Annotated in this window: 19 protein-coding genes; 10 read left to right on the top strand and 9 right to left on the bottom strand. The window is 71.8% G+C overall.

The window, feature by feature from the left end:
* Nucleotides 1-4: 4 nt before the first annotated feature.
* Complete coding sequence (locus tag ACIQID_RS04860; RefSeq protein ID WP_400282492.1) at nt 5-1072, bottom strand: NADH:flavin oxidoreductase/NADH oxidase; 1068 nt, start codon at nt 1070-1072, stop codon at nt 5-7.
* Nucleotides 1073-1128: 56 nt separating this feature from the next.
* On the opposite strand from ACIQID_RS04860, the gene ACIQID_RS04855 reads away from it, so the two are divergent.
* Genes ACIQID_RS04855 through ACIQID_RS04835 form a run of 5 tightly spaced genes read left to right on the top strand, consistent with a single transcriptional unit; the run spans nt 1129 to nt 5382 of the window.
* Nucleotides 1129-1956, top strand: a complete 828-nt coding sequence (locus ACIQID_RS04855; protein WP_400282489.1) for an NAD(P)H-hydrate dehydratase — start codon at nt 1129-1131, stop codon at nt 1954-1956.
* Nucleotides 1953-3191: a hypothetical protein gene (locus ACIQID_RS04850; protein WP_400282486.1), complete on the top strand. Its 1239-nt coding sequence runs from the start codon at nt 1953-1955 to the stop codon at nt 3189-3191. Before ACIQID_RS04855 ends, ACIQID_RS04850 begins: the two co-directional genes overlap by 4 nt.
* 4 nt (nt 3192-3195) lie before the next feature.
* Complete coding sequence (locus ACIQID_RS04845) at nt 3196-3528, top strand: thiamine-binding protein (RefSeq protein ID WP_312673049.1); 333 nt, start codon at nt 3196-3198, stop codon at nt 3526-3528.
* A 9-nt stretch (nt 3529-3537) separates the two neighbouring features.
* The gene (locus ACIQID_RS04840; protein ID WP_292789216.1) at nt 3538-4767 is read left to right on the top strand and encodes an MFS transporter; all 1230 of its coding nucleotides are present in this window, start codon (nt 3538-3540) and stop codon (nt 4765-4767) included.
* A 9-nt stretch (nt 4768-4776) separates the two neighbouring features.
* Complete coding sequence (locus ACIQID_RS04835; RefSeq protein ID WP_400282481.1) at nt 4777-5382, top strand: NUDIX domain-containing protein; 606 nt, start codon at nt 4777-4779, stop codon at nt 5380-5382.
* A 6-nt stretch (nt 5383-5388) separates the two neighbouring features.
* On the opposite strand, the gene ACIQID_RS04830 is transcribed toward ACIQID_RS04835, so the two are convergent.
* Nucleotides 5389-6594 (bottom strand): homoserine O-acetyltransferase, encoded by a 1206-nt coding sequence (locus ACIQID_RS04830; protein WP_400282479.1) that lies wholly within the window; start codon nt 6592-6594, stop codon nt 5389-5391.
* A gap of 105 nt (nt 6595-6699) precedes the next feature.
* Entirely contained in the window at nt 6700-8022 is a 1323-nt protein-coding gene (locus ACIQID_RS04825; protein WP_400282476.1) for a bifunctional o-acetylhomoserine/o-acetylserine sulfhydrylase, read from the bottom strand.
* A gap of 160 nt (nt 8023-8182) precedes the next feature.
* Here ACIQID_RS04825 and ACIQID_RS04820 point away from each other — a divergent pair, with 160 nt between their 5' ends.
* From ACIQID_RS04820 to ACIQID_RS04810, 3 genes are read left to right on the top strand one after another with little or no spacing between them, the layout of a single operon-like run.
* Entirely contained in the window at nt 8183-8965 is a 783-nt protein-coding gene (locus ACIQID_RS04820; protein ID WP_331202618.1) for an SDR family oxidoreductase, read from the top strand.
* Nucleotides 8962-9681 (top strand): uracil-DNA glycosylase, encoded by a 720-nt coding sequence (locus ACIQID_RS04815; protein ID WP_400282472.1) that lies wholly within the window; start codon nt 8962-8964, stop codon nt 9679-9681. Before ACIQID_RS04820 ends, ACIQID_RS04815 begins: the two co-directional genes overlap by 4 nt.
* Before the next feature lie 4 nt (nt 9682-9685).
* Complete coding sequence (locus ACIQID_RS04810; RefSeq protein WP_071328315.1) at nt 9686-10288, top strand: GNAT family N-acetyltransferase; 603 nt, start codon at nt 9686-9688, stop codon at nt 10286-10288.
* 84 nt (nt 10289-10372) lie between these two features.
* On the opposite strand, the gene ACIQID_RS04805 is transcribed toward ACIQID_RS04810, so the two are convergent.
* The 6 genes from ACIQID_RS04805 to ACIQID_RS04780 form a co-directional block, all read right to left on the bottom strand.
* Nucleotides 10373-11161 (bottom strand): ABC transporter ATP-binding protein, encoded by a 789-nt coding sequence (locus ACIQID_RS04805; RefSeq protein ID WP_400282469.1) that lies wholly within the window; start codon nt 11159-11161, stop codon nt 10373-10375.
* Nucleotides 11158-11949 carry an ATP-binding cassette domain-containing protein gene (locus tag ACIQID_RS04800; RefSeq protein WP_400282466.1) on the bottom strand — a complete coding sequence of 264 codons (792 nt, stop codon included), beginning with the start codon at nt 11947-11949 and terminating at the stop codon, nt 11158-11160. Before ACIQID_RS04800 ends, ACIQID_RS04805 begins: the two co-directional genes overlap by 4 nt.
* On the bottom strand, nt 11946-12815 hold the full coding sequence (locus tag ACIQID_RS04795; protein ID WP_312673038.1) for an ABC transporter permease: 870 nt from the start codon (nt 12813-12815) through the stop codon (nt 11946-11948). Before ACIQID_RS04795 ends, ACIQID_RS04800 begins: the two co-directional genes overlap by 4 nt.
* A complete protein-coding gene (locus ACIQID_RS04790; RefSeq protein WP_312673037.1) occupies nt 12812-13762 on the bottom strand; it encodes an ABC transporter permease in 951 nt (316 codons plus the stop codon). Before ACIQID_RS04790 ends, ACIQID_RS04795 begins: the two co-directional genes overlap by 4 nt.
* A gap of 16 nt (nt 13763-13778) precedes the next feature.
* On the bottom strand, nt 13779-15296 hold the full coding sequence (locus ACIQID_RS04785) for an ABC transporter substrate-binding protein (RefSeq protein ID WP_400282461.1): 1518 nt from the start codon (nt 15294-15296) through the stop codon (nt 13779-13781).
* 92 nt (nt 15297-15388) lie between these two features.
* Nucleotides 15389-16354: an alpha/beta fold hydrolase gene (locus tag ACIQID_RS04780; RefSeq protein ID WP_400282458.1), complete on the bottom strand. Its 966-nt coding sequence runs from the start codon at nt 16352-16354 to the stop codon at nt 15389-15391.
* A gap of 129 nt (nt 16355-16483) precedes the next feature.
* Between ACIQID_RS04780 and ACIQID_RS04775 the strand changes: the two genes are divergently transcribed.
* Both ACIQID_RS04775 and ACIQID_RS04770 read left to right on the top strand, forming a co-directional pair.
* On the top strand, nt 16484-16960 hold the full coding sequence (locus tag ACIQID_RS04775; protein WP_400282455.1) for a carboxymuconolactone decarboxylase family protein: 477 nt from the start codon (nt 16484-16486) through the stop codon (nt 16958-16960).
* The gene (locus ACIQID_RS04770; protein WP_331202624.1) at nt 16957-17691 is read left to right on the top strand and encodes a tyrosine-protein phosphatase; all 735 of its coding nucleotides are present in this window, start codon (nt 16957-16959) and stop codon (nt 17689-17691) included. Before ACIQID_RS04775 ends, ACIQID_RS04770 begins: the two co-directional genes overlap by 4 nt.
* Nucleotides 17692-17723: the final 32 nt, after the last annotated feature.

Raw genomic sequence — 17723 nt, 5'->3', positions numbered from 1 at the left:
GGCGTCAGCGCCAGTGCGCCCGCTCGTACTGCGGCGGCCAGGCGACCTCGTCGCCCAGCTCGTGTGCGGCCCGCAGCGCGAAGTGCGGGTCGCGCAGCCACTCCCGTCCGGCGAAGATCGTGTCGGCCGCACCGTCGACCAGCACCTGCTCGGCCTGTGCGGCGGCGGTGATGAGGCCCACGGCCGACACCGGGATCCGCCCGCCCTGGCGGACGGTCTCGGCGAGGGGGACCTGGTAGCCGGGGGAGACGCTGATGCGCTGGTGCGCGACGAGGCCGCCGCTGGAGACGTCGATGAGGTCGGCGCCGCGCGCGGTCGCCCAGCCGCCGACCGTCGCGGCCTCCTCGGGCGTGAAGCCGCCCTCGGCATGATCGGTCGCCGAGATGCGGACGAACAGCGGCACGTCGTCGCCGGCCGCCTCGCGCACCGCGTCCACGACACGCAACAGCAGCCGGGCCCGGTTCTCCAGCGAGCCGCCGTACTCGTCCTCCCGGAGGTTGGACAGCGGCGACAGGAACTGGTGCAGGAGGTACCCGTGGGCGCCGTGGATCTCGATGACGTCGAAGCCCGCCTCGAGCGCCCGCCTGGTCGCCGCGGCGAATCCGTCGACCACGCGGTCGATGCCCGCCGCGTCCAGCGCGACCGGCGCGGTGAATCCTTCGTAGGCTACCGGCGACGGCGCGGTGGTCGTCCATCCGCCCGCGGCGGCGGGGACCGAGCCGCGCTCGTCGGCCCACGGCCACCAGGTCGAGGCCTTCCGCCCGGCGTGCGCGAGCTGGATGCCCGCGGCGGCCCCGCGGTCGTGGATCGCGCGGACGATCGGGGCCAGGGCGTCGCGCTGCGCGTCGTCCCAGAGGCCGAGGTCGCGAGGGGAGATCCGCCCCTCCGGGACGACGGCCGTGGCCTCGGCGACGATGAGCCCGGCACCGCCCGAGGCGAACTGCGCGAGGTGGGTGTGATGCCACTCCTGCGCCACGCCGTCGACGGCGCTGTACATGCACATGGGGGACACCCAGAGGCGGTTGCGGAACGTGGCGGAGCGGATGGTCAGCGGGGAGAAGAGGAGACTCACCGTTCGACGGTACCGCCGGCGCGGACGGGAGAGGGCCGTCGGGCTAACGTGGAGTCATGAGCGACGTGCGCGAGTGGTCCCGCAGCGACGCGGCGCGGTTCTTCCGCGCTCCGACCGCCGAGGACGACAAGTACTCGCGCGGCGTCGTGGGCGTGCGCACCGGATCGGCCGCCTATCCCGGCGCCGCGGTGCTGGGCGTCGAGGCCGCGTGGCGGGCCGGTGCCGGATTCGTGCGCTACGTGGGTGCGGCGACGGCGGTGGCGGCGGTGCTCGCCCGGCGTCCCGAGACCGTCGGGGGGCCGGATGCCGGACGCACGCGGATCGGTGCCTGGGTGATCGGCTCCGGGACCGACCCGGAAGACCGGAGCGCGGCGGAGGCGCAGGCGCTGCGCGAGATCGTCGGCGGCGACGTCCCCGTGGTCATCGACGCCGGAGCGCTCGATCTGGCGCCGACCGCACGCGCCCCGTTCGTCGCCACGCCGCACGGCCGGGAGTTCGCGCGGCTGCGCGAGCATGTCGGCATCGAGGCGTCCGACGACCTCGCAGACGTCCGCGACGCGTCCGCCGCGATCGACGGCGTGGTGCTGCGCAAGGGCGCGCGCACCGTTCTCGCGGCACCCGACGGCACGCTCATCGCCGTCGAGGCGGGGACCGGCTGGCTCGCCACGGCCGGGACCGGGGACGTGCTGGCGGGGATCGTCGCCGCCGTGATCGCCGCGAATCCGGGCAGCCCGCTCGTCGAGTCCGCTGCGGCGGCCGTCTGGCTGCACGGGCACGCCGCCCGCCTCGCCGCCGCCGCGACCGGGGGTGCGAGCGGCCATCCGATCGTCGCGCTCGACGTCGCGGAGGCGCTGCCCCGCGCGGTCGAGGATCTCCTGTCGTGAGGAACACGGCCCGGAGGAGCGCGCTCGGCCTGTGGATCGCCTTCCTCCTCGTCCACCTCGTGACCGCGTGGCTGGGCTGGGTCTACCCGAGCCAGCCCATGGGGGACGTCGTGCTGGTCTACGAGCCCTGGTCGACGGCCGCGTGGAGCGGCGGGGGGATCGTGGGCGTCACGGAGTCGTGGGTGTATCCGCAGCTCGCGCTCCTGCCGATGATGCTCGCGGCCGTGCTCGCCGCCCCGTTCCTCCCGCTGCTCGGCGTCTCGGGCGCCTACCTCATCGGGTGGGCGCTGCTGGTCACGGTGCTCGACGCCGTCGCCTTCGCCGTGCTCGTCGGGCGCGGACACGTGCGGGCGCGCCGCACCGCCGCGTGGTTCTGGTGCGCGGCCCTGCTCCTCCTCGGACCCATCGCGCTGTACCGCATCGATGCCGTCACCGTGCCGATCGCCGTCGTGGCCGGCCTCTGGCTGGTGACCCGCCCGACCATCGCCGCGGCGCTGCTGACCATCGGCGCCTGGATCAAGATCTGGCCCGGTGCGCTCCTCCTCGCGGCGGTCGTGGCCGGGAGGGCGCGGCTGCGGATGCTCCTGGCCGCCGCGGGCATCACCGCCGGGGTGGTGGTCATGCTCCTGCTGCTCGGCGCCGACACCGAGATCCTCGGCTTCCTCACCGCGCAGACCGGCCGGGGACTCCAGATCGAGGCGGTCGCCGCGACGCCGTCCCTCTGGATGGCCGTGACGGGGGCCGCCCGCATCGAGTACAGCTACGACATCCTCACCTTCCAGATCGTCGCGCCGGGCGCGGAGGTCGTCGCGACGGTCCTCACGCCGGTCCTGGTGCTCGCCGCCGCCGTCGTCACCGTCGTGGGCGGGGTCAAGGCCGCCCGCGGCGCGTCGTTCGCGCGACTCTTCCCCCCGCTGGCCCTGCTCCTGGTGACGGTGCTCATCGCCCTGAACAAGGTCGGCTCGCCGCAGTTCCAGACCTGGCTGCTCGCACCGGTGATCCTGTGGCTCGTGCTCGACCGCCGCCGGGCGCGCACCGCCGCCGCCCTCGTGCTCGCGCTGTGCCTGCTCACGTGTCTCGTGTATCCGCTGAGCTACGACGGGCTGCTGCGGGCCGAAGCCGCCCCCGTCGTGCTGCTCACGATGCGCAACGCGCTGCTCGTCGTCCTCGCCGCCGTGAGCGCCGTCGCGCTCGCGCGGGTCCCCGCCGTCCGTCGTCCCCGAACCCAGGAGTGAACCCATGCTGATCGCCTTCTCCGTCGCCCCCAGCGGCACGCCCGCCGACGGTGCCGAGCGCCCCGATGCCTCCGTGCACGACGCCGTGGCCGCCGCGGTGCGCGTCGTCCGCGCGTCGGGCCTCCCGCACCGTACGACGAGCATGTTCACCGAGATCGAGGGGCCCGACTGGGACACCGTGATGGACGTGGTCAAGCGGGCGACCGAGGCGGTCATGCCGTACGGATCGCGCGTGTCCCTCGTCCTCAAGGCGGACATCCGCCCCGGCTATGCGGGCGAGCTCGACGCCAAGGTCGAGCGCCTGGAGGCGGCGATCGAGGAGTCCGACGACCGGTAAGCTGAACCGGTGAATCCCTCGACACCTTCGAGGGGTGCGGCGAAGTGGGCGCTCCTCTCCCTCGCCATCGGCAGTTTCGGCATCGGCATGACCGAGTTCGTCGTCATGGGCCTGCTGCCGAACATCGCCGCCGACCTCCTCCCGTCCGTCTGGGCGTCGAGCCAGGAGGAGGCGCTGAGCCAGGCCGGCTGGCTGATCTCGCTGTACGCACTCGGCGTGGTCATCGGCGCCCCGACCATCGCCGGCTTCGTCGCCCGCTATCCGCGGCATCGGGTGATGATCGTGCTCGCCCTCGCGCTCACCGTCTTCAACGCGCTCACCGTGGTGCTGCCGACGTTCGAGCTCGTCGGGGTCTCGCGCTTCCTCGCCGGGCTCCCGCACGGCGCGTACTTCGGCATCGGCGCGCTGGTCGCCGCCGATGTGATGGGGCCGGGCAACCGTGCCAAGGGCGTGGCGTTCATCCTCACCGGGCTCACCGTCGCCAATGTCGTCGGCGTGCCGCTGGGCACCTTCCTCGGCCAGGAGTGGGGCTGGCGCGCGGCCTTCGCGGTCGTCGCGCTCGTCTTCGCGCTCGCCACCGTCTTCATCGCGCTGTTCGTGCCCGCGCACCCGGGGAACCCCGGACGCACGATGCGGGCGGAGCTCGGGGTGTTCCGCATCGGTCAGGTCTGGTTCACGCTCGGCGTCGGGGCGATCGGCTTCGGCGGGTTCTTCGCCGTCTACAGCTACATCGCCCCGCTCGTGACGGAGGTGGCGGGATCCCCGGACTGGGTCGTGCCGATCGTGCTCGTGCTGATGGGGCTCGGCATGACGGGCGGGAACCTCGTCGGCGGTCATCTCGCCGACATCGACCTCCGCCGCACGCTGCTGCTGGGCCTCGCCGCGATGGCCGTCGTGTTCGCTCTCCTCGCCGTGCTCTCGTTCTGGATCGTGAGCCTGAGCCTCGTCGTGGTCCTCGTCGGGTTCGTCTCGTCCGTGCTCAGCCCGACGATCCAGACGCGGTTGATGGACGTGGCCGGAGACAACCAGTCCATCGCGGCGGCCATGAACCATTCCGCGTTGAACATCGGCAACAGCCTCGGTGCCTTCCTCGGCGGCATCGTGATCGCGATCGGCTGGGGCTTCACGGCACCGGCGTGGACCGGGGCTGTGCTCGCGGTGGCCGGACTCCTCATCGCTCTGGTGTCGTTCCGCGTGGAGGCACGGCGGGTGGCGCAGACGCCGGTCCTCGCGTCGTAGAGTGACGGGGTGACCGCTCCCGACGACGACATCCCGCTCGCCGGAACCGTCGTGCTGCTGCGCCCGAGTTCCGGGGGCTTCGAGGTGCTGCTGCTGCGCCGTCCGTCGCGAGGCTCCTTCGCGGACGCCTGGGTATTCCCCGGCGGGAAGGTCGAGCCGGGGGATCGTCAGGCGGGCGCCGCGGACGTCGAGGACGCGCGCCGTGCCGCCGCCCGAGAGACCGCGGAGGAGGTCGGACTCGTCGTCGACGACCTGGTGCCTCTCTCGGAATGGCGGCCGCCCGCGGAGGCGCCCGTGCGGATCCGCACCTGGTTCTTCCTCGCCCCCGCCCCCGACGCCGAGCCGTCACCCGCCGCCGACGAGGTCGTCGAACTCGCCTGGGTGTCACCGGTCACGGCCTTCGAGCGGCACGCGGCGGGGGAGTGGCGGCTCTTCCCACCCACCTGGCTCACGCTGCACCGGCTCTCCGCCTTCACCGACGTCGAGGCCGCGCTGGCCTCCGGCGGAGCGGTCGAGCTGTTCCAGACGGAGGTGCGCGACGGCGGGCGGGCGTTCGGCTGGGCACAGGGGACTCTGCACGCCCACACCCTGCCGTGGCGGTTCGACCCGGCCTGACGCGGTTCAGGCGTCGAGCAGGCGCCGCAGGTGCGTGCCGACGGCCTCGGTCTCGATGAGGAACCCGTCGTGGCCGAAGTCGCTCGTGAGCACCACCGCCTCGCCATCGAGCACGTTCCGGATGCTCCGGGCGATCCGCTGCTGACCGTCGACCGGGAAGAGGCGGTCGCTGTCGATGCCGAGGACGAGGGTCGTCGCGGTCACCGCCTTCAGGGCTTCCTCCGCGCCGCCGCGGCCCCGGCCGACGTCGTGCGAGTTCATGGCCTCGACGAGGGTGATGTAGCTGTTGGCGTCGAAGCGGCGCGTGAACTTGTTCCCGTGGAAGTCGAGGTAGGACTCCACGGCGAAGCGTCCGCCGTGGCCGAGCGGCGACACGTCCGACTGCCAGGAGCGCTGGAACCGCTGGTTGAGCTCGATCGGGCTGCGGTAGTTCAGCAGCGCCATGCGGCGGGCGAGGGCGAGGCCGCGGTGCGGGCCGTCGCCGTCCGCGAGGTCGTAGTACTCGCCGCCCTGGAAGCGCGGGTCCATGCGGATCGTCTCGAGCTGCACGGTGTTGAGCGCGATCTGGTCGGCGGTGGTGACCGGAGGCGAGGAGAGCACGGCGAGGCGCTGCACGCGGTCCGGCTGCGCCACGGCCCACTCGAGCGCGTGCATGCCGCCCATCGAGCCGCCGATCACCGCCGCCCAGCTGTCGATGCCGAGCGCGTCGGCCAGGCGCACCTGCGCCGCCACCTGGTCGCGGATGGTGAGGTAGGGGAAGCGCGACGCCCACTCGTAGCCGTCCGGGGCGATGCTCGCGGGGCCGGTCGATCCCTGGCAGCCGCCGAGCATGTTCGGCGCGATCACGAACCACTCGTCGGTGTCGAGCGGCGCACCGGGGCCGACGACGTCCTCCCACCAGCCGGCGGTCGGGTGGCCGGCACCGGCGTCTCCGCGCACATGGCTGTCCCCGGTGAGGGCGTGCAGGACGAGCACGGCGTTGTCGCGAGCCGCGTTGAGCTCGCCCCAGCTCTCGTACGCGAGGCGGATGCCGGGGAGCTGGGCTCCGCTCTCGGTGTCGAAGGCGCCGAACGCGGCGAAGCGGCGGCCGCCGACGGGGTCGCCGTCCTGCCACGCGCCGGTGGCCGGCGGGCGGGCACGGAGTAGCCGGACGTCGGCCTCCGTCACCGGTGCCGACGGCACCGTGTCCTCGGAGGTCGTCTGCCAGTCCATGTCTCCATTCTCGCCTGGCGGGTGCGTTCCGGCCCGCAGGTTACGACACCGGACCCGACGAAGGCCCCGGACCGTGCGGTCCGGGGCCCTCGCGGAGGCATGCGCTCAGGCGCGTGCGGCCTCGGAGACGGCGCGCGCGGCGGCGAGCGCCTGGTCGAGATCGGCCTTGAGGTCCTCGATGTTCTCGAGTCCCACGGACAGGCGCACGAGGCCGGGGGTCACGCCCGCGGTGAGCTGCTGCTCCGGGGTGAGCTGCGCGTGCGTCGTGGAGGCCGGGTGGATGACGAGCGAGCGCACATCGCCGATGTTGGCGAGGTGGCTGAACAGGGAGAGGCTGTTGACGAACTCGCGTCCGGCCTCGACCCCGCCCTTGAGCTCGAACGAGAGCACGGCGCCGACACCCTTCGGGGCGTACTCGTTCGCCTTGGCGTACCAGGGCGAGGACGGCAGGCCGGAGTAGTTGACCGCGGCCACGTCGTCGCGGCTGTCCAGCCACTCGGCGATCTCCTGGGCGTTCTGCACGTGGCGCTCGATGCGCAGCGACAGCGTCTCGACACCCTGGATGAGGTTCCACGCGCTCTGCGGGGCGATGGCCGAGCCGAGGTCGCGGAGCAGCTGCACGCGGGCCTTGATGATGTAGGCGAGCGGGTCGCCGACCGCGGCCGTGTAGCTGGCGCCGTGGTAGGAGGGGTCCGGCTCGGTGAGGCCGGGGAACTTCTCGACGTTCTCCGACCAGGCGAAGGAGCCGCCGTCGATCACGACGCCGCCGATCGTGGTGCCGTGGCCGCCGAGGAACTTCGTGATCGAGTGGACGACGACGTCGGCGCCGTGCTCGAACGGACGGATGAGGTACGGGGTGGCGATCGTGTTGTCGACGATCAGCGGGACGCCGCTCTCGTGCGCGATGTCGGCGACCGTGCGGATGTCGAGCACGTTGATCTGCGGGTTGCCGATGGTCTCCGCGAAGAACAGCTTCGTGTTCGGGCGGACGGCGCGACGCCACTCCTCCGGGTCGTCCTGGTTCTCGACGAAGGTGACCTCGATGCCGAGCTTGGCGAGGGTGTACTTGAAGAGGTTGTAGGTGCCGCCGTAGATCGAGCTCGACGCGACGAAGTGGTCGCCGGCCTGCGCGATGTTGAGGATCGCGAAGGTCGAGGCGGCCTGACCGCTGGAGAGGACGAGGGCGCCGGTGCCCCCTTCGAGCGCGGCGAGGCGCTGCTCCAGGACGTCCTGGGTCGGGTTCTGGATGCGGGTGTAGATGTTGCCGAACTCGGCGAGCGCGAAGAGGTTCGCGGCGTGGTCGGCGCTGTCGAACACGTAGGACGTGGTCTGGTAGATCGGCGTCGCCCTGGCCTTGGTGACGGGGTCGGGGGCGGCGCCCGAGTGGATCTGCTTGGTCTCGAAACGCCAGGTCTCGGGTGCGGACATGTGTTCCCCCTGGAACGGTCGGAAGGTCGGATGGGCTGGTGCCCTTGCAGCGAGAGTACGGAATATCGCGCCGTGTCAACAACGACCGGGAAATGTGACGTAACACGATGAGGGGGCCGAGAACGGGCGGAACCTCCGCGGACATCGTACGGTGGAGGGCATGGCCAACAGACGTGCAGTGGTGACAGGTGCGAGTTCCGGGATCGGTCAGGCGACGGTGCGGGTGCTGCGGTCGCGCGGGTGGGACGTCGTCGGCGTCGCGCGCCGTGCCGACCGTCTCGCCGCGCTGTCCGCGGAGACGGGGGCGTCGACCATCGCCTGCGACCTGACGGATGACGCGGCGGTGGCGGCGCTCCTCGCCGAGCTGGAGCGCACGGGACCGGTGCACGCGCTCGTCCAGGTGGCCGGCGGCGCGCGGGGGACCGACCGCGTCGAGGACGCCGCGCTCGCCGACTGGCAGTGGATGTACGACGCGAACGTGCTCGCGACCCAGCGCCTCGTCGCGGGGTTGCTGCCGCTGCTGCGTCGCACCGCGGACGCGGACGGCCATGCCGACCTCCTCTTCGTGACCTCGACGGCCGCGCAGACCGCCTACCCGGGCGGTGCGGGCTACAACGCGGCGAAGGCGGCCGAGGCGATGCTCGTCCGTGCCCTGCGTCAGGAGCTCAACGGCGAGCCCCTCCGGGTGGCCGAGGTCGCTCCGGGCATGGTGCACACCGAGGAGTTCACGCTGAACCGCCTCGGGGGCGACGCTGTCGCCGCGGAGGCCGTGTACTCCGGCGTCGAGGCGCCGCTCCTCGCCGAGGACGTGGCGGACGTCATCGCCTACGCCCTGGACGCGCCGGGTCACGTGAACCTCGACCTCATCACGATGCGTCCGGTCGCGCAGTCGGCGCAGCACCTGCTCGCGCGGGGACCGCTGCGGGTCCGGCCCGTCGAGTGACCGGAGGACGCACCCTCGCCGAGCTCGCGGACGAGGGGCTGATCGACGCGGGGTGGGCGGAGGCGCTGGCCCCGGTGCAGGACACCGTCACGGCGCTCGGGGAGCGGCTGCGCGCCGAGCAGGCGGCCGGCCACGGCTACCTCCCCGCGGGGCCGCACGTGCTGCGGGCCTTCCAGCGACCGCTCGCCGACGTCCGGGTGCTGATCACGGGTCAGGACCCGTATCCGACCCCGGGGCACCCGATCGGACTGTCGTTCGCCGTGGATCGCGACGTGCGGCCGCTGCCGCGGAGCCTGACGAACATCTACAAGGAGCGGGAGACCGACCTCGGCATCCCGCCCGCGCCGCACGGAGACCTCACCGCGTGGAGCGATCAGGGCGTGCTGCTGCTGAACCGCGTCCTGACCGTCCGCCCCGGTGCGGCCGCCTCCCACCGCGGCTGGGGGTGGGAGCAGGTGACGGAACTCGCGATCCGTGCCCTCGTCGCCCGCGACCAGCCGCTCGTCGCGATCCTCTGGGGGCGGGATGCCGCGAACCTCCAGCCGCTGCTCGGCGACACCCCGGTGATCGCGTCGGCTCATCCCTCGCCGCTCTCCGCCCGCCGCGGCTTCTTCGGGTCCCGCCCCTTCTCCCGCGCGAACGCGCTCCTGGAAGGCCTCGGCGGCGCTCCGGTGGACTGGAGGGTGGAGGGCGAGGGGCCCTGCTCTCTAAGCTGAGCCCATGCAGTTCGAGCCCGGGGACCGACGTCGCGTTCTCCCGCGCCATCTCCGACGGACCACCGCGCCGGACACGTTCTCCTACGTCATCCGTCCCGCGCGGGCGGCGGATCTGCCCCACGTCCGCGAGATCTACAACCACTTCGTCAGCAATTCGGCGGTGACCCTGGACGAGCGACGGAGCAGCATCCCGTACTGGAGGGACAAGTTCACCCTCCTGGAGCGTCTCGGGCTGCCGTTCCTCGTGGCCGTGTCGCCGTCCGGTGCGGTGCTCGGGTACGCGCTCGTGCAGCCGTGGGCCGGGAAGAACGCCTACCGCTACACCGTCGAGGACGCGATCTACCTCGGGCCGGGTGCCGCGGGGAAGGGGCTGGGGTCGGCGCTCCTGCAGGCGCTGATCGAGGCGTGCGAGCAGCGGGGACTCCGCGAGATCATCGCCGTGATCAGCGATCAGGGGGCGGAGGCCTCGATCCGGCTGCACGAGAAGCTCGGCTTCGTGGAGGCCGGACGCATGGGGCGCGTCGGTCGGAAGTTCGGCCGCGATCTGGGCACGGTGTCGCTGCGCCGCCCGCTGCGTCCGCGTCGTCGTTCGCTCTTCCCGCGCTGACCCGTCGACCCACCCCCTTGGTGCCTCCCACCCCGTTGCGGGCGCACGCAACGGGGCGGAGCGGCCGCATAGGTGGGTCGGCGATCAGGCGTCGGGGATGACGGGGATCGCGGAGAGCAGCGTGCGGGTGTAGTCGGCGGTCGGGTGCAGGAGCACGTCGCGCGTCGGACCGCGCTCGACGATGCGGCCGTCCTTCATGACGACGACCGTGTCGCAGAGGTTCTGCACCACGCCGATATCGTGCGACACGAGCAGCAGCGTGAGCTCATCCGCGACCCGCAGCTCCGCGAGGAGCTCGAGGATCTGCGCGCGCACCGTGACGTCCAGCGCCGACAGCGGCTCGTCGCCGACGAGGATCCGCGGACGATGGACGAGTGCGCGGGCGAGGGCGATCCGCTGCCGCTGTCCGCCGGAGAACTCGTGCGGATAGCGGTCGCCCATCTCGGGGTCGAGGCCGACGCGGGCGATGACCTCGCGCACCCGGGCGCGGTGGTCGCCGTCGATGCCGAGGGCCCACAACGGCTCCCGCACGATCTGCCCCGCGGTCATCCGGGGGTCCAGGGAGGCGTAGGGGTCCTGGAAGACGAGTCCCGTCTGCCGACGCAGCCAGTGCAGCGACCGGGCGGAGGCCCCCGCGTCGACGATCCGGCCGTCCACGGACACGGTGCCCGAGGTCGGTCGGTCCAGACCCAGCAGGAGCCGCACGAGGGTCGACTTCCCCGAGCCGGACTCGCCGATGATCCCGAGGGAGGCCCCCTCGGAGACGTCCAGGTCGGTCGGCTCCAGGGCCGTCTGCCGCCGTGTGCGCTCGAACGCCGTCCGCTTCGGCACCACGAAGTCGCGTGACAGCCCCCGCGCCTCGATCAGGCTCATGCCGTTCCTCCCTCAGGCCGCCAGAGCGTCGCGGTCGCGTCCCGCAGCAGCCCCTGCGTGACGGGAGAGGTCGGCGCGGTCAGCAGTCGCGACACCGGCGCGCTCTCGACGACCCGACCGTGCTCCAGCACGACGCCCTCCGTCGCCACCTGGGACAGCACCGCGAGGTCGTGCGTGATGAACAGGAGGGACATGCCCTCGTCGGCGACGAGCCCGAGCATCAGGGACAGGATCTCGGCCTGGATCGTCACGTCCAGGGCCGTCGTGGGCTCGTCGGCGATCAGCAGCCGCGGACGGCAGGCGAGGGCCATGGCGATCGCGACGCGCTGCCGCTGGCCGCCGGAGAGCTGGTGCGGATACCGGTCGACGATGGTCTCCGGGTCGGGGAGTCGCACGCGGGCGGCTTCCGCGATCGCCCGCTCGCGTGCCTCGCGCCGGCCCAGGCCTTCGTGGATGCGGATGGACTCCGCGATCTGACGGCCGACCGTCCGGATCGGGTTGAGCGCCGTCCGGGGCTCCTGGAACACGATGCCGATGTCGTCGCCGCGCAGCCGGGCGAGCTCACGGTCCGGCATCCCGATCAGCTCGGTGCCGTCCCACCGGATGCTCCCGTGTGCCGTCGCCCCCTCCGGCAGCAGCCCGAGCACGGCGAGCGCCGTGAGGGACTTGCCGGAACCGGACTCGCCGATCACCCCGAGGCGGGTGCCGTCGGGGACCTGGAGCGAGACGCCGTCGACCACCCGGCGTCCGTCGATCTCGATGACGAGATCCTCGACCGTCAGACTCATGCGACCACCGCCGGTGTGTGCGTCTCGGCGGCACGGTGCCGCAGGGTGGGGTCCGTCGCTTCGCGGAGCCCGTCGCCGAGCAGGTTGAGGGCGAGCACGGTCAGGGTGATCGTGAGCCCGGGCCAGATCACGGTGAGAGGGTGCACGCCGATGTAGCGCTGGAGATCCGCGAGCAGCAGCCCCCAGCTCGGTTCCACGACTGAGGCGCCGAAGCCGAGGTACGACAGGCCGGCCTCCGCGAGGACGGCCACGGCCATCGACCACGAGAGCTGCACGATGAACACCGGAGCCACGTTCGGCAGGAGGTGACGGACGAGGCTCTGCGCGGGGGTGAGACCCGACGCGCGCGCGGCGAGCACGAAGTCGCTCTGCTGCACACGGCGCAGCTCCGGCCGCGTGACCCGCGCGATGTTCACGCCGAACCCGATCCCCACCGCCCAGATCACGACCCAGAGCGATCCGCCCCACACCGACGAGATCATCATCGCGATCAGCAGCACGGGGAAGGCGATGAGGATGTCGACGAACACGGCGACCGTCTCCCGCACGAGCCGGGTGGTCAGGGCACCGAGGGCGGCGAGGGCGATCCCCACCACGGTGGCCACGAGTCCGGCGCCCACGCTGACGAACACGGTCGTCCGCGCCCCCGCCATGAGCAGACTCAGGATGTCGCGTCCGGTGTCGTCGGTCCCGAGCACGTGCGGCCACCCCGGCGGCAGCCAGCGGTCGCCGATGTTCGAGGCCCGCGGGTCGAACGGCGTCCAGAAGAGGGACACGACGGCCGCCAGTGCGACGATCGCGATGACGATCAGTCCGAACCGGCCGGTCGAGGTCCGCCACAGCCGAGGGAACCACCGAGCGCTCATGCGGCCTCCCGCTGTCGAGGATCGATCGCCCGGTGCAGCAGGTCCACGAGGAAGCCGACCACCAGGACGAAGCCGGTCAGCACGAGCAACTCGCTCTGCACCTTGACGAGGTCGCGTGTGCCGACGTCGGTCACGAGCATGCGGCCGATGCCCGGAAGCGTGAACAGCTGCTCGATCACGACCGAGCCGACGATGATCCCGGCGACCTGGAGGCCGAGGACCGTGATGATGGAGAGCCCGACCGCCGGGATCCCGTGCTGGATGAGGGCGCGGGTCTTCGTCAGGCCCTTGGCGGCCGCGGTGCGGACGAAGTCCTGTCCGGCCGCCTGCAGGGTCGCGCTGCGCACGAAGCGCATGAGCATCGCGCCCTCGACGATGCCGATGGTGAGGGCCGGCAGCAGCAGCGCCTCGATCGCTCTTCCCGGCGTGGACCATCCGGTGCGGGGGAAGCCTTGGGGTGGCAGCCAGCCGAGCCATACGGAGAACACGACGATCAGCATCATGCCCGCCCAGACGACGGGCACCGCCGCGAGCGCCTGGGCGCCGACGCTGAGCGCCGTGCCGTCGCGGTGGCCGCGGCGCAGGGCAGCGAGGATCCCGAAGGGCACCGCGATGAGCACGGCGATCACCAGCGACATGATCCCGAGGGGAACGGTGACCTGCGCCTTCAGCAGGAGCTCCTCGCCGACCGAGGCGCCGGACAGCAGCGAGGTGCCCAGGTCGCCGCGGAGGATCCCGCCGATCCAGTCGGCGTACTGCGTGATCAGGGGCTGGTTCAACCCCAGCGACTCCCGCAGCGCCTCGACCTCGGCGGGGGAGGCCTGGGTGCCGGCGATGAGCTGGGCCACGTCGCCGGGGAAGACGCGCAGCGTGAGGAAGATGAGCGCGCTCGACACGAGGAGCCCTGCGATCAGCAGGGCTCCTCGGACGAGCGCGTAACGCAGCACGGAGCGTCGACCGTCGTCAGCTCGCGGCGGAGACGGTCACACCCGCGAGGTTGATGCGCGAGTTGATCGAGTCCTGCGGGAAGCCGCTGACGAGCGGGCTCACCGCCGTGATCGTCTGACCGTTGTAGAGCCAGTCCGCCGCGTGGTCCTCGGAGACGATCCGGGCCGCTTCGGCGAGGAGCTTCGCGGAGGCATCCGGGTCGACCTCGGCCAGCGCCTGTGCGTAGAGGTCCTGCACCTCGGCGTTGTCGTAGCCGAAGTAGTAGTCCGGGTTGGCGAAGTTGCCGAAGTCCCGGGGCTCGACGTGCAGGACGAAGCTGAGGTCGTAGTCCTTGTTGGTGTACACGTCCTCGAGCCAGGTCGGGAACTCCACGGAATCGACCTCGAGGTTCACGCCGACCTTGTCGAAGTCCGAGATGAGGACCTTCGGCACGGTGGTGCCGTAGAACGACGGGATGGTCAGAGTGAGGTCGAGGTCCTCCTGGCCGGCCTCGGCGAGCAGCTCTTTGGCCCGCTCGGGGTCGTAGGAGATGACGTCGGAGAGGTCCTCGTAGCCGGGGTCGAGCTCGGGGATGGGGCCGTACAGCGGCGTGCCGGCGCCGACGGCCTCGATGAGCGCGTCGTGGTCGATGGCCAGGCGCAGCGCCTCGCGGACCCGGACGTCGTCCAGCGGAGCCTTCTTGTTGTTGAAGGCGAGCGTGGCCTTGTCGGTCGTGCGGCCCGTGGTGAGGGTGAAGTCGCCCGAGTCCTCGAGCTGCGGAGCGAGGTTCGGGTCGACGGCGGTGAGGACGTCCACGTCACCGGCGAGAGCCGCGTTCACTCCGGCCGTGAAGTCGGGGATGTACTGGAACTCGACCTCGGCGACGCCGGCCGGCTCGCCCCAGTAGTCGTCGTTGCGGGCGAAGGTGATCGTGCTGCCCTTGTTCCAGCGGGTGAGGGTGAACGGTCCCGTGCCGTTCTCCGCGGTCTTCAGATCGGTGGTGTCACCCTCCTTGAAGACGAGACCCGCCGGACCGGTGAGGGCGAAGAGGAAGTTCTGGTTCGGCTCGGACAGCACGATCTCGACGGTCGTGTCGTCCGGAGCGGAGATCGAGGAGACGGACGCGAACTCCGCGTTGCCCTGCACCGTCTCGTCGGTGCGGACGGTCTCGTAGGAGGAGACGACGTCGGCCGCTGTCAGGGGCGAGCCGTCGTGGAACGTGATCCCGTCGTTGAGGGTGAAGGTGTAGGTGAGGCCATCGTCCGACACCTCGTAGTCCGAGGCGAGCCGCTCCACGACCTCGTTGTCCTGCGTGCGGGTGACCAGTCCCTCGTAGATGTTGTCGATGAGGACCTGCTCGAGCGCGGCGCCGCTGGTGTGCCGGATGTCGAGGTTGGTGGGTTCGAGCACGAGCCCGACGTGCAGGGTGGCGTCGGGGTCGGGCTCGCCGCCCGCCGACGGGGCGGGCTCGGCGGAGCCGGAGCAGGCGCTGAGGATCACGGCGGTGGCCGCGAGCGCGGAGATCAGCGCGAGGCGTCGATGACGTCGGAACATGGGTGTTTCCTCTCGGTGCGGCAGGTGCTGTGTGCCGGTGGGACGAGCCTAGGGTCGTGCGGGATGCGGCGCGCTGGCCGTGGAACGGAACGTCATATTCCGGCCGCGGCTGCGGAGCCGACGAGGGCGGCGAGGTCGCGAGGCGCCGTCTCCTGCACGTTGTGCGTGGCGTCCATCGTGACGACGCGCGCATCGGGGAGGCGGCGCTCAAACTCCTCGGCGTCGGCGGCGCTCACGAAGCCGCGCTCGGCGCGGACGAGCGTGACGGGCGCGGTGACCGCCGCCAGGTCGTCCCAGCCGGTCTCGTGCAGGACGGACGGGGCGGCCGGGGTGCCGGGGTCGTGGGCGGCGAGTGCGGTGGCGGCGAGGTGGGCGAAGTGGTGCTTCCATTCGACCCGGCCGTCCGGGCGGACGCGGGTGTTGAGGAAGACGCCGCGCTCCGTCTCGGGGCGGGTGCCGCCGAACCCCAGGGACATCGCCTTGTCGACGAGCTCGTCGCGGGTCGCGAAATCCGTCGGCCCGGCGTAGAACTGCCGCAGCGCCGCGGGCCCGGCGGAGACGTCGATCCCCGGCGTGATGTCGACGACGATCAGCGCGGCCACGAGGTCCGGTCGGGCCGCGGCGACGGCGGCCCCCGTGAGACCGCCGAGCGACTGTCCCACCAGGATCTGCGGCGAGGAGGTCCAGGCGTCCAGTGCGGCGATGACGTCGGCGGCGAGCGTGCGGGGGGAGTAGTCCGCATCGTCGCGCCAGGAGGAGTCGCCGTGGCCGGCGAGGTCGATCGCCAGGAGCGGCTGCCCCAGGGCCAGCGCCGTCGTGTCCCACGTGTGGGCGTTCAGGCCGGCGCCGTGCAGCAGGGTGATGCGCGGCGGCGCGGACCCGAAGCGCAGCCCGCTCACGACGCGACCCTCAGGGAGGGGGAGCGTCAGGCGCTCCACGGTCGGAAGCGGTACGCCGAGCGCGTCGGCCTGCGCGGGAAGATAGGAGAACTCGCTGGTGTCGATCGCCACGCGGCTATTCTGCGCCCCGTTCCGACCCCACGGGAAATGCCGGATCATTCTGCCAATCTCCGACCACCGTTCTCAGGGCGATCTGTGACAGAGGAGTGCATTCGACTTGGCAATGTGCATTTCAGCAGCGTCGTGCCTGCACCGTCGTCCGCACCCGGCGCCGAATATCATGGAGGTATGACCGAACAGCGCGTGCACCTGTCCAAGACGGAGCCTGCGGCCTATCAGGCCCTCGACGCCTTCTCGAGGACGGTCGGCGCGATCTGTGCCGAGAACGGCATCGACGATCGGCTGAAGGAGATCGTCATGATCCACTGCTCGCAGCTGAACGGGTGCAGCTACTGCACGCGGATCCACGTGGACCGTGCGGTCGCCGCCGGGCTGGACGTCGACACGATCAGCCAGATCGCGGTCTGGCGGGAGAGCGGTGTGTTCAGCGACCGGGAGCGTGCCGCCCTCGAGCTGGCGGAAGCCTTCACCTTCATCGCGGAGGACGGCATCTCGGACGACGTGTACGACCTGGTGGGGAGCGTGTTCACCGAGAAGGAGTACGCCGCACTGAGCTGGGCATGCGTGTCGATCAACGCCTTCAACCGCATCGTCATCGCGGGGCGGTACCCGGTGCCTCCGCGTGGCACCCAGGCGGGCGCATGACGATCCTCGACGTCGAAGGCGTGACCAACGTCCGGGACGTCGGCGGGATCCCTGCGGAGGGTGGACGCATCCGCAGCGGCGTGCTGCTGCGCTCCGGTCAGCTCTCCACCGCGACGACGAATGGCGCCGCGCTCCTGAGGTCGGCGGTGCGCCGCATCGTCGACCTCCGTGACGGCGAGGAGGTCGCCGCGGAGCCGAGCGAGATCGAGGGGCCGGAGACGACCCATCTGCCCCTGTTCCTCGGATCCGTGCGCTCCTTCTTCGAATCCGACACGAGCCTCGACGACCTGTACCTGCATCTGCTGGAGGAGAGCGGTGATCGCCTGGTCGCCGCCGTCCGCGTGATCGCGGCCGGGGAGCCGACGCTGGTGCACTGCACCGTGGGCAAGGACAGGACCGGGGTGACGGTCGCCCTGGCCCTCTCGGCGGTCGGCGCGGATCGGGAAGCCGTCATCGACGACTACGCCCTCACCGAGTCGCAGCTGCCCGCCGAACGGTCACGGCGCATCGCCGCCTATCTGCGGAGCCAGCATCCGGAGGCCGTGCATGCGGTGGACCTGGCCACCCGGTCTCCTGCCGAGGTGATGCGTCGCCTGCTGGCCCAGGTGGACGAGCGGTGGGGCTCGGCCGCGGGCTACCTGCGCGCGAACGGCATGACCGAGGAAGAGCTCGCCGCCCTGCGTGATGCCCTCGTCGAGCCGGTGTCGGAGGACGCCACCCGCGAAGGTTAGGCAAGCCTTCGCTTGGTGTACGATGGGATCAC

Origin of the sequence: Microbacterium sp. NPDC091676 (assembly GCF_044756645.1) — a bacterium.
In the GTDB taxonomy this organism is placed as follows: domain Bacteria; phylum Actinomycetota; class Actinomycetes; order Actinomycetales; family Microbacteriaceae; genus Microbacterium; species Microbacterium paraoxydans_D.
The sequence above is the reverse complement of the archived record's forward strand: the minus strand, read 5'-3'. Positions and strand labels throughout refer to the sequence as shown.

Bases quoted from the DNA above. Each gene is read 5' to 3' on its own strand.
- ACIQID_RS04805 (WP_400282469.1), bottom strand. From the start codon at position 11,161: ATGAGCCTGATCGAGGCGCGGGGGCTGTCACGCGACTTCGTGGTGCCG.
- ACIQID_RS04775 (WP_400282455.1), top strand. From the start codon at position 16,484: ATGACCGAACAGCGCGTGCACCTGTCCAAGACGGAGCCTGCGGCCTAT.
- ACIQID_RS04785 (WP_400282461.1), bottom strand. From the start codon at position 15,296: ATGTTCCGACGTCATCGACGCCTCGCGCTGATCTCCGCGCTCGCGGCC.
- ACIQID_RS04845 (WP_312673049.1), top strand. From the start codon at position 3,196: ATGCTGATCGCCTTCTCCGTCGCCCCCAGCGGCACGCCCGCCGACGGT.
- ACIQID_RS04780 (WP_400282458.1), bottom strand. From the start codon at position 16,354: ATGATCCGGCATTTCCCGTGGGGTCGGAACGGGGCGCAGAATAGCCGC.
- ACIQID_RS04825 (WP_400282476.1), bottom strand. From the start codon at position 8,022: ATGTCCGCACCCGAGACCTGGCGTTTCGAGACCAAGCAGATCCACTCG.
- ACIQID_RS04820 (WP_331202618.1), top strand. From the start codon at position 8,183: ATGGCCAACAGACGTGCAGTGGTGACAGGTGCGAGTTCCGGGATCGGT.
- ACIQID_RS04770 (WP_331202624.1), top strand. From the start codon at position 16,957: ATGACGATCCTCGACGTCGAAGGCGTGACCAACGTCCGGGACGTCGGC.
- ACIQID_RS04855 (WP_400282489.1), top strand. From the start codon at position 1,129: ATGAGCGACGTGCGCGAGTGGTCCCGCAGCGACGCGGCGCGGTTCTTC.
- ACIQID_RS04800 (WP_400282466.1), bottom strand. From the start codon at position 11,949: ATGAGTCTGACGGTCGAGGATCTCGTCATCGAGATCGACGGACGCCGG.
- ACIQID_RS04810 (WP_071328315.1), top strand. From the start codon at position 9,686: ATGCAGTTCGAGCCCGGGGACCGACGTCGCGTTCTCCCGCGCCATCTC.
- ACIQID_RS04795 (WP_312673038.1), bottom strand. From the start codon at position 12,815: ATGAGCGCTCGGTGGTTCCCTCGGCTGTGGCGGACCTCGACCGGCCGG.
- ACIQID_RS04830 (WP_400282479.1), bottom strand. From the start codon at position 6,594: ATGGACTGGCAGACGACCTCCGAGGACACGGTGCCGTCGGCACCGGTG.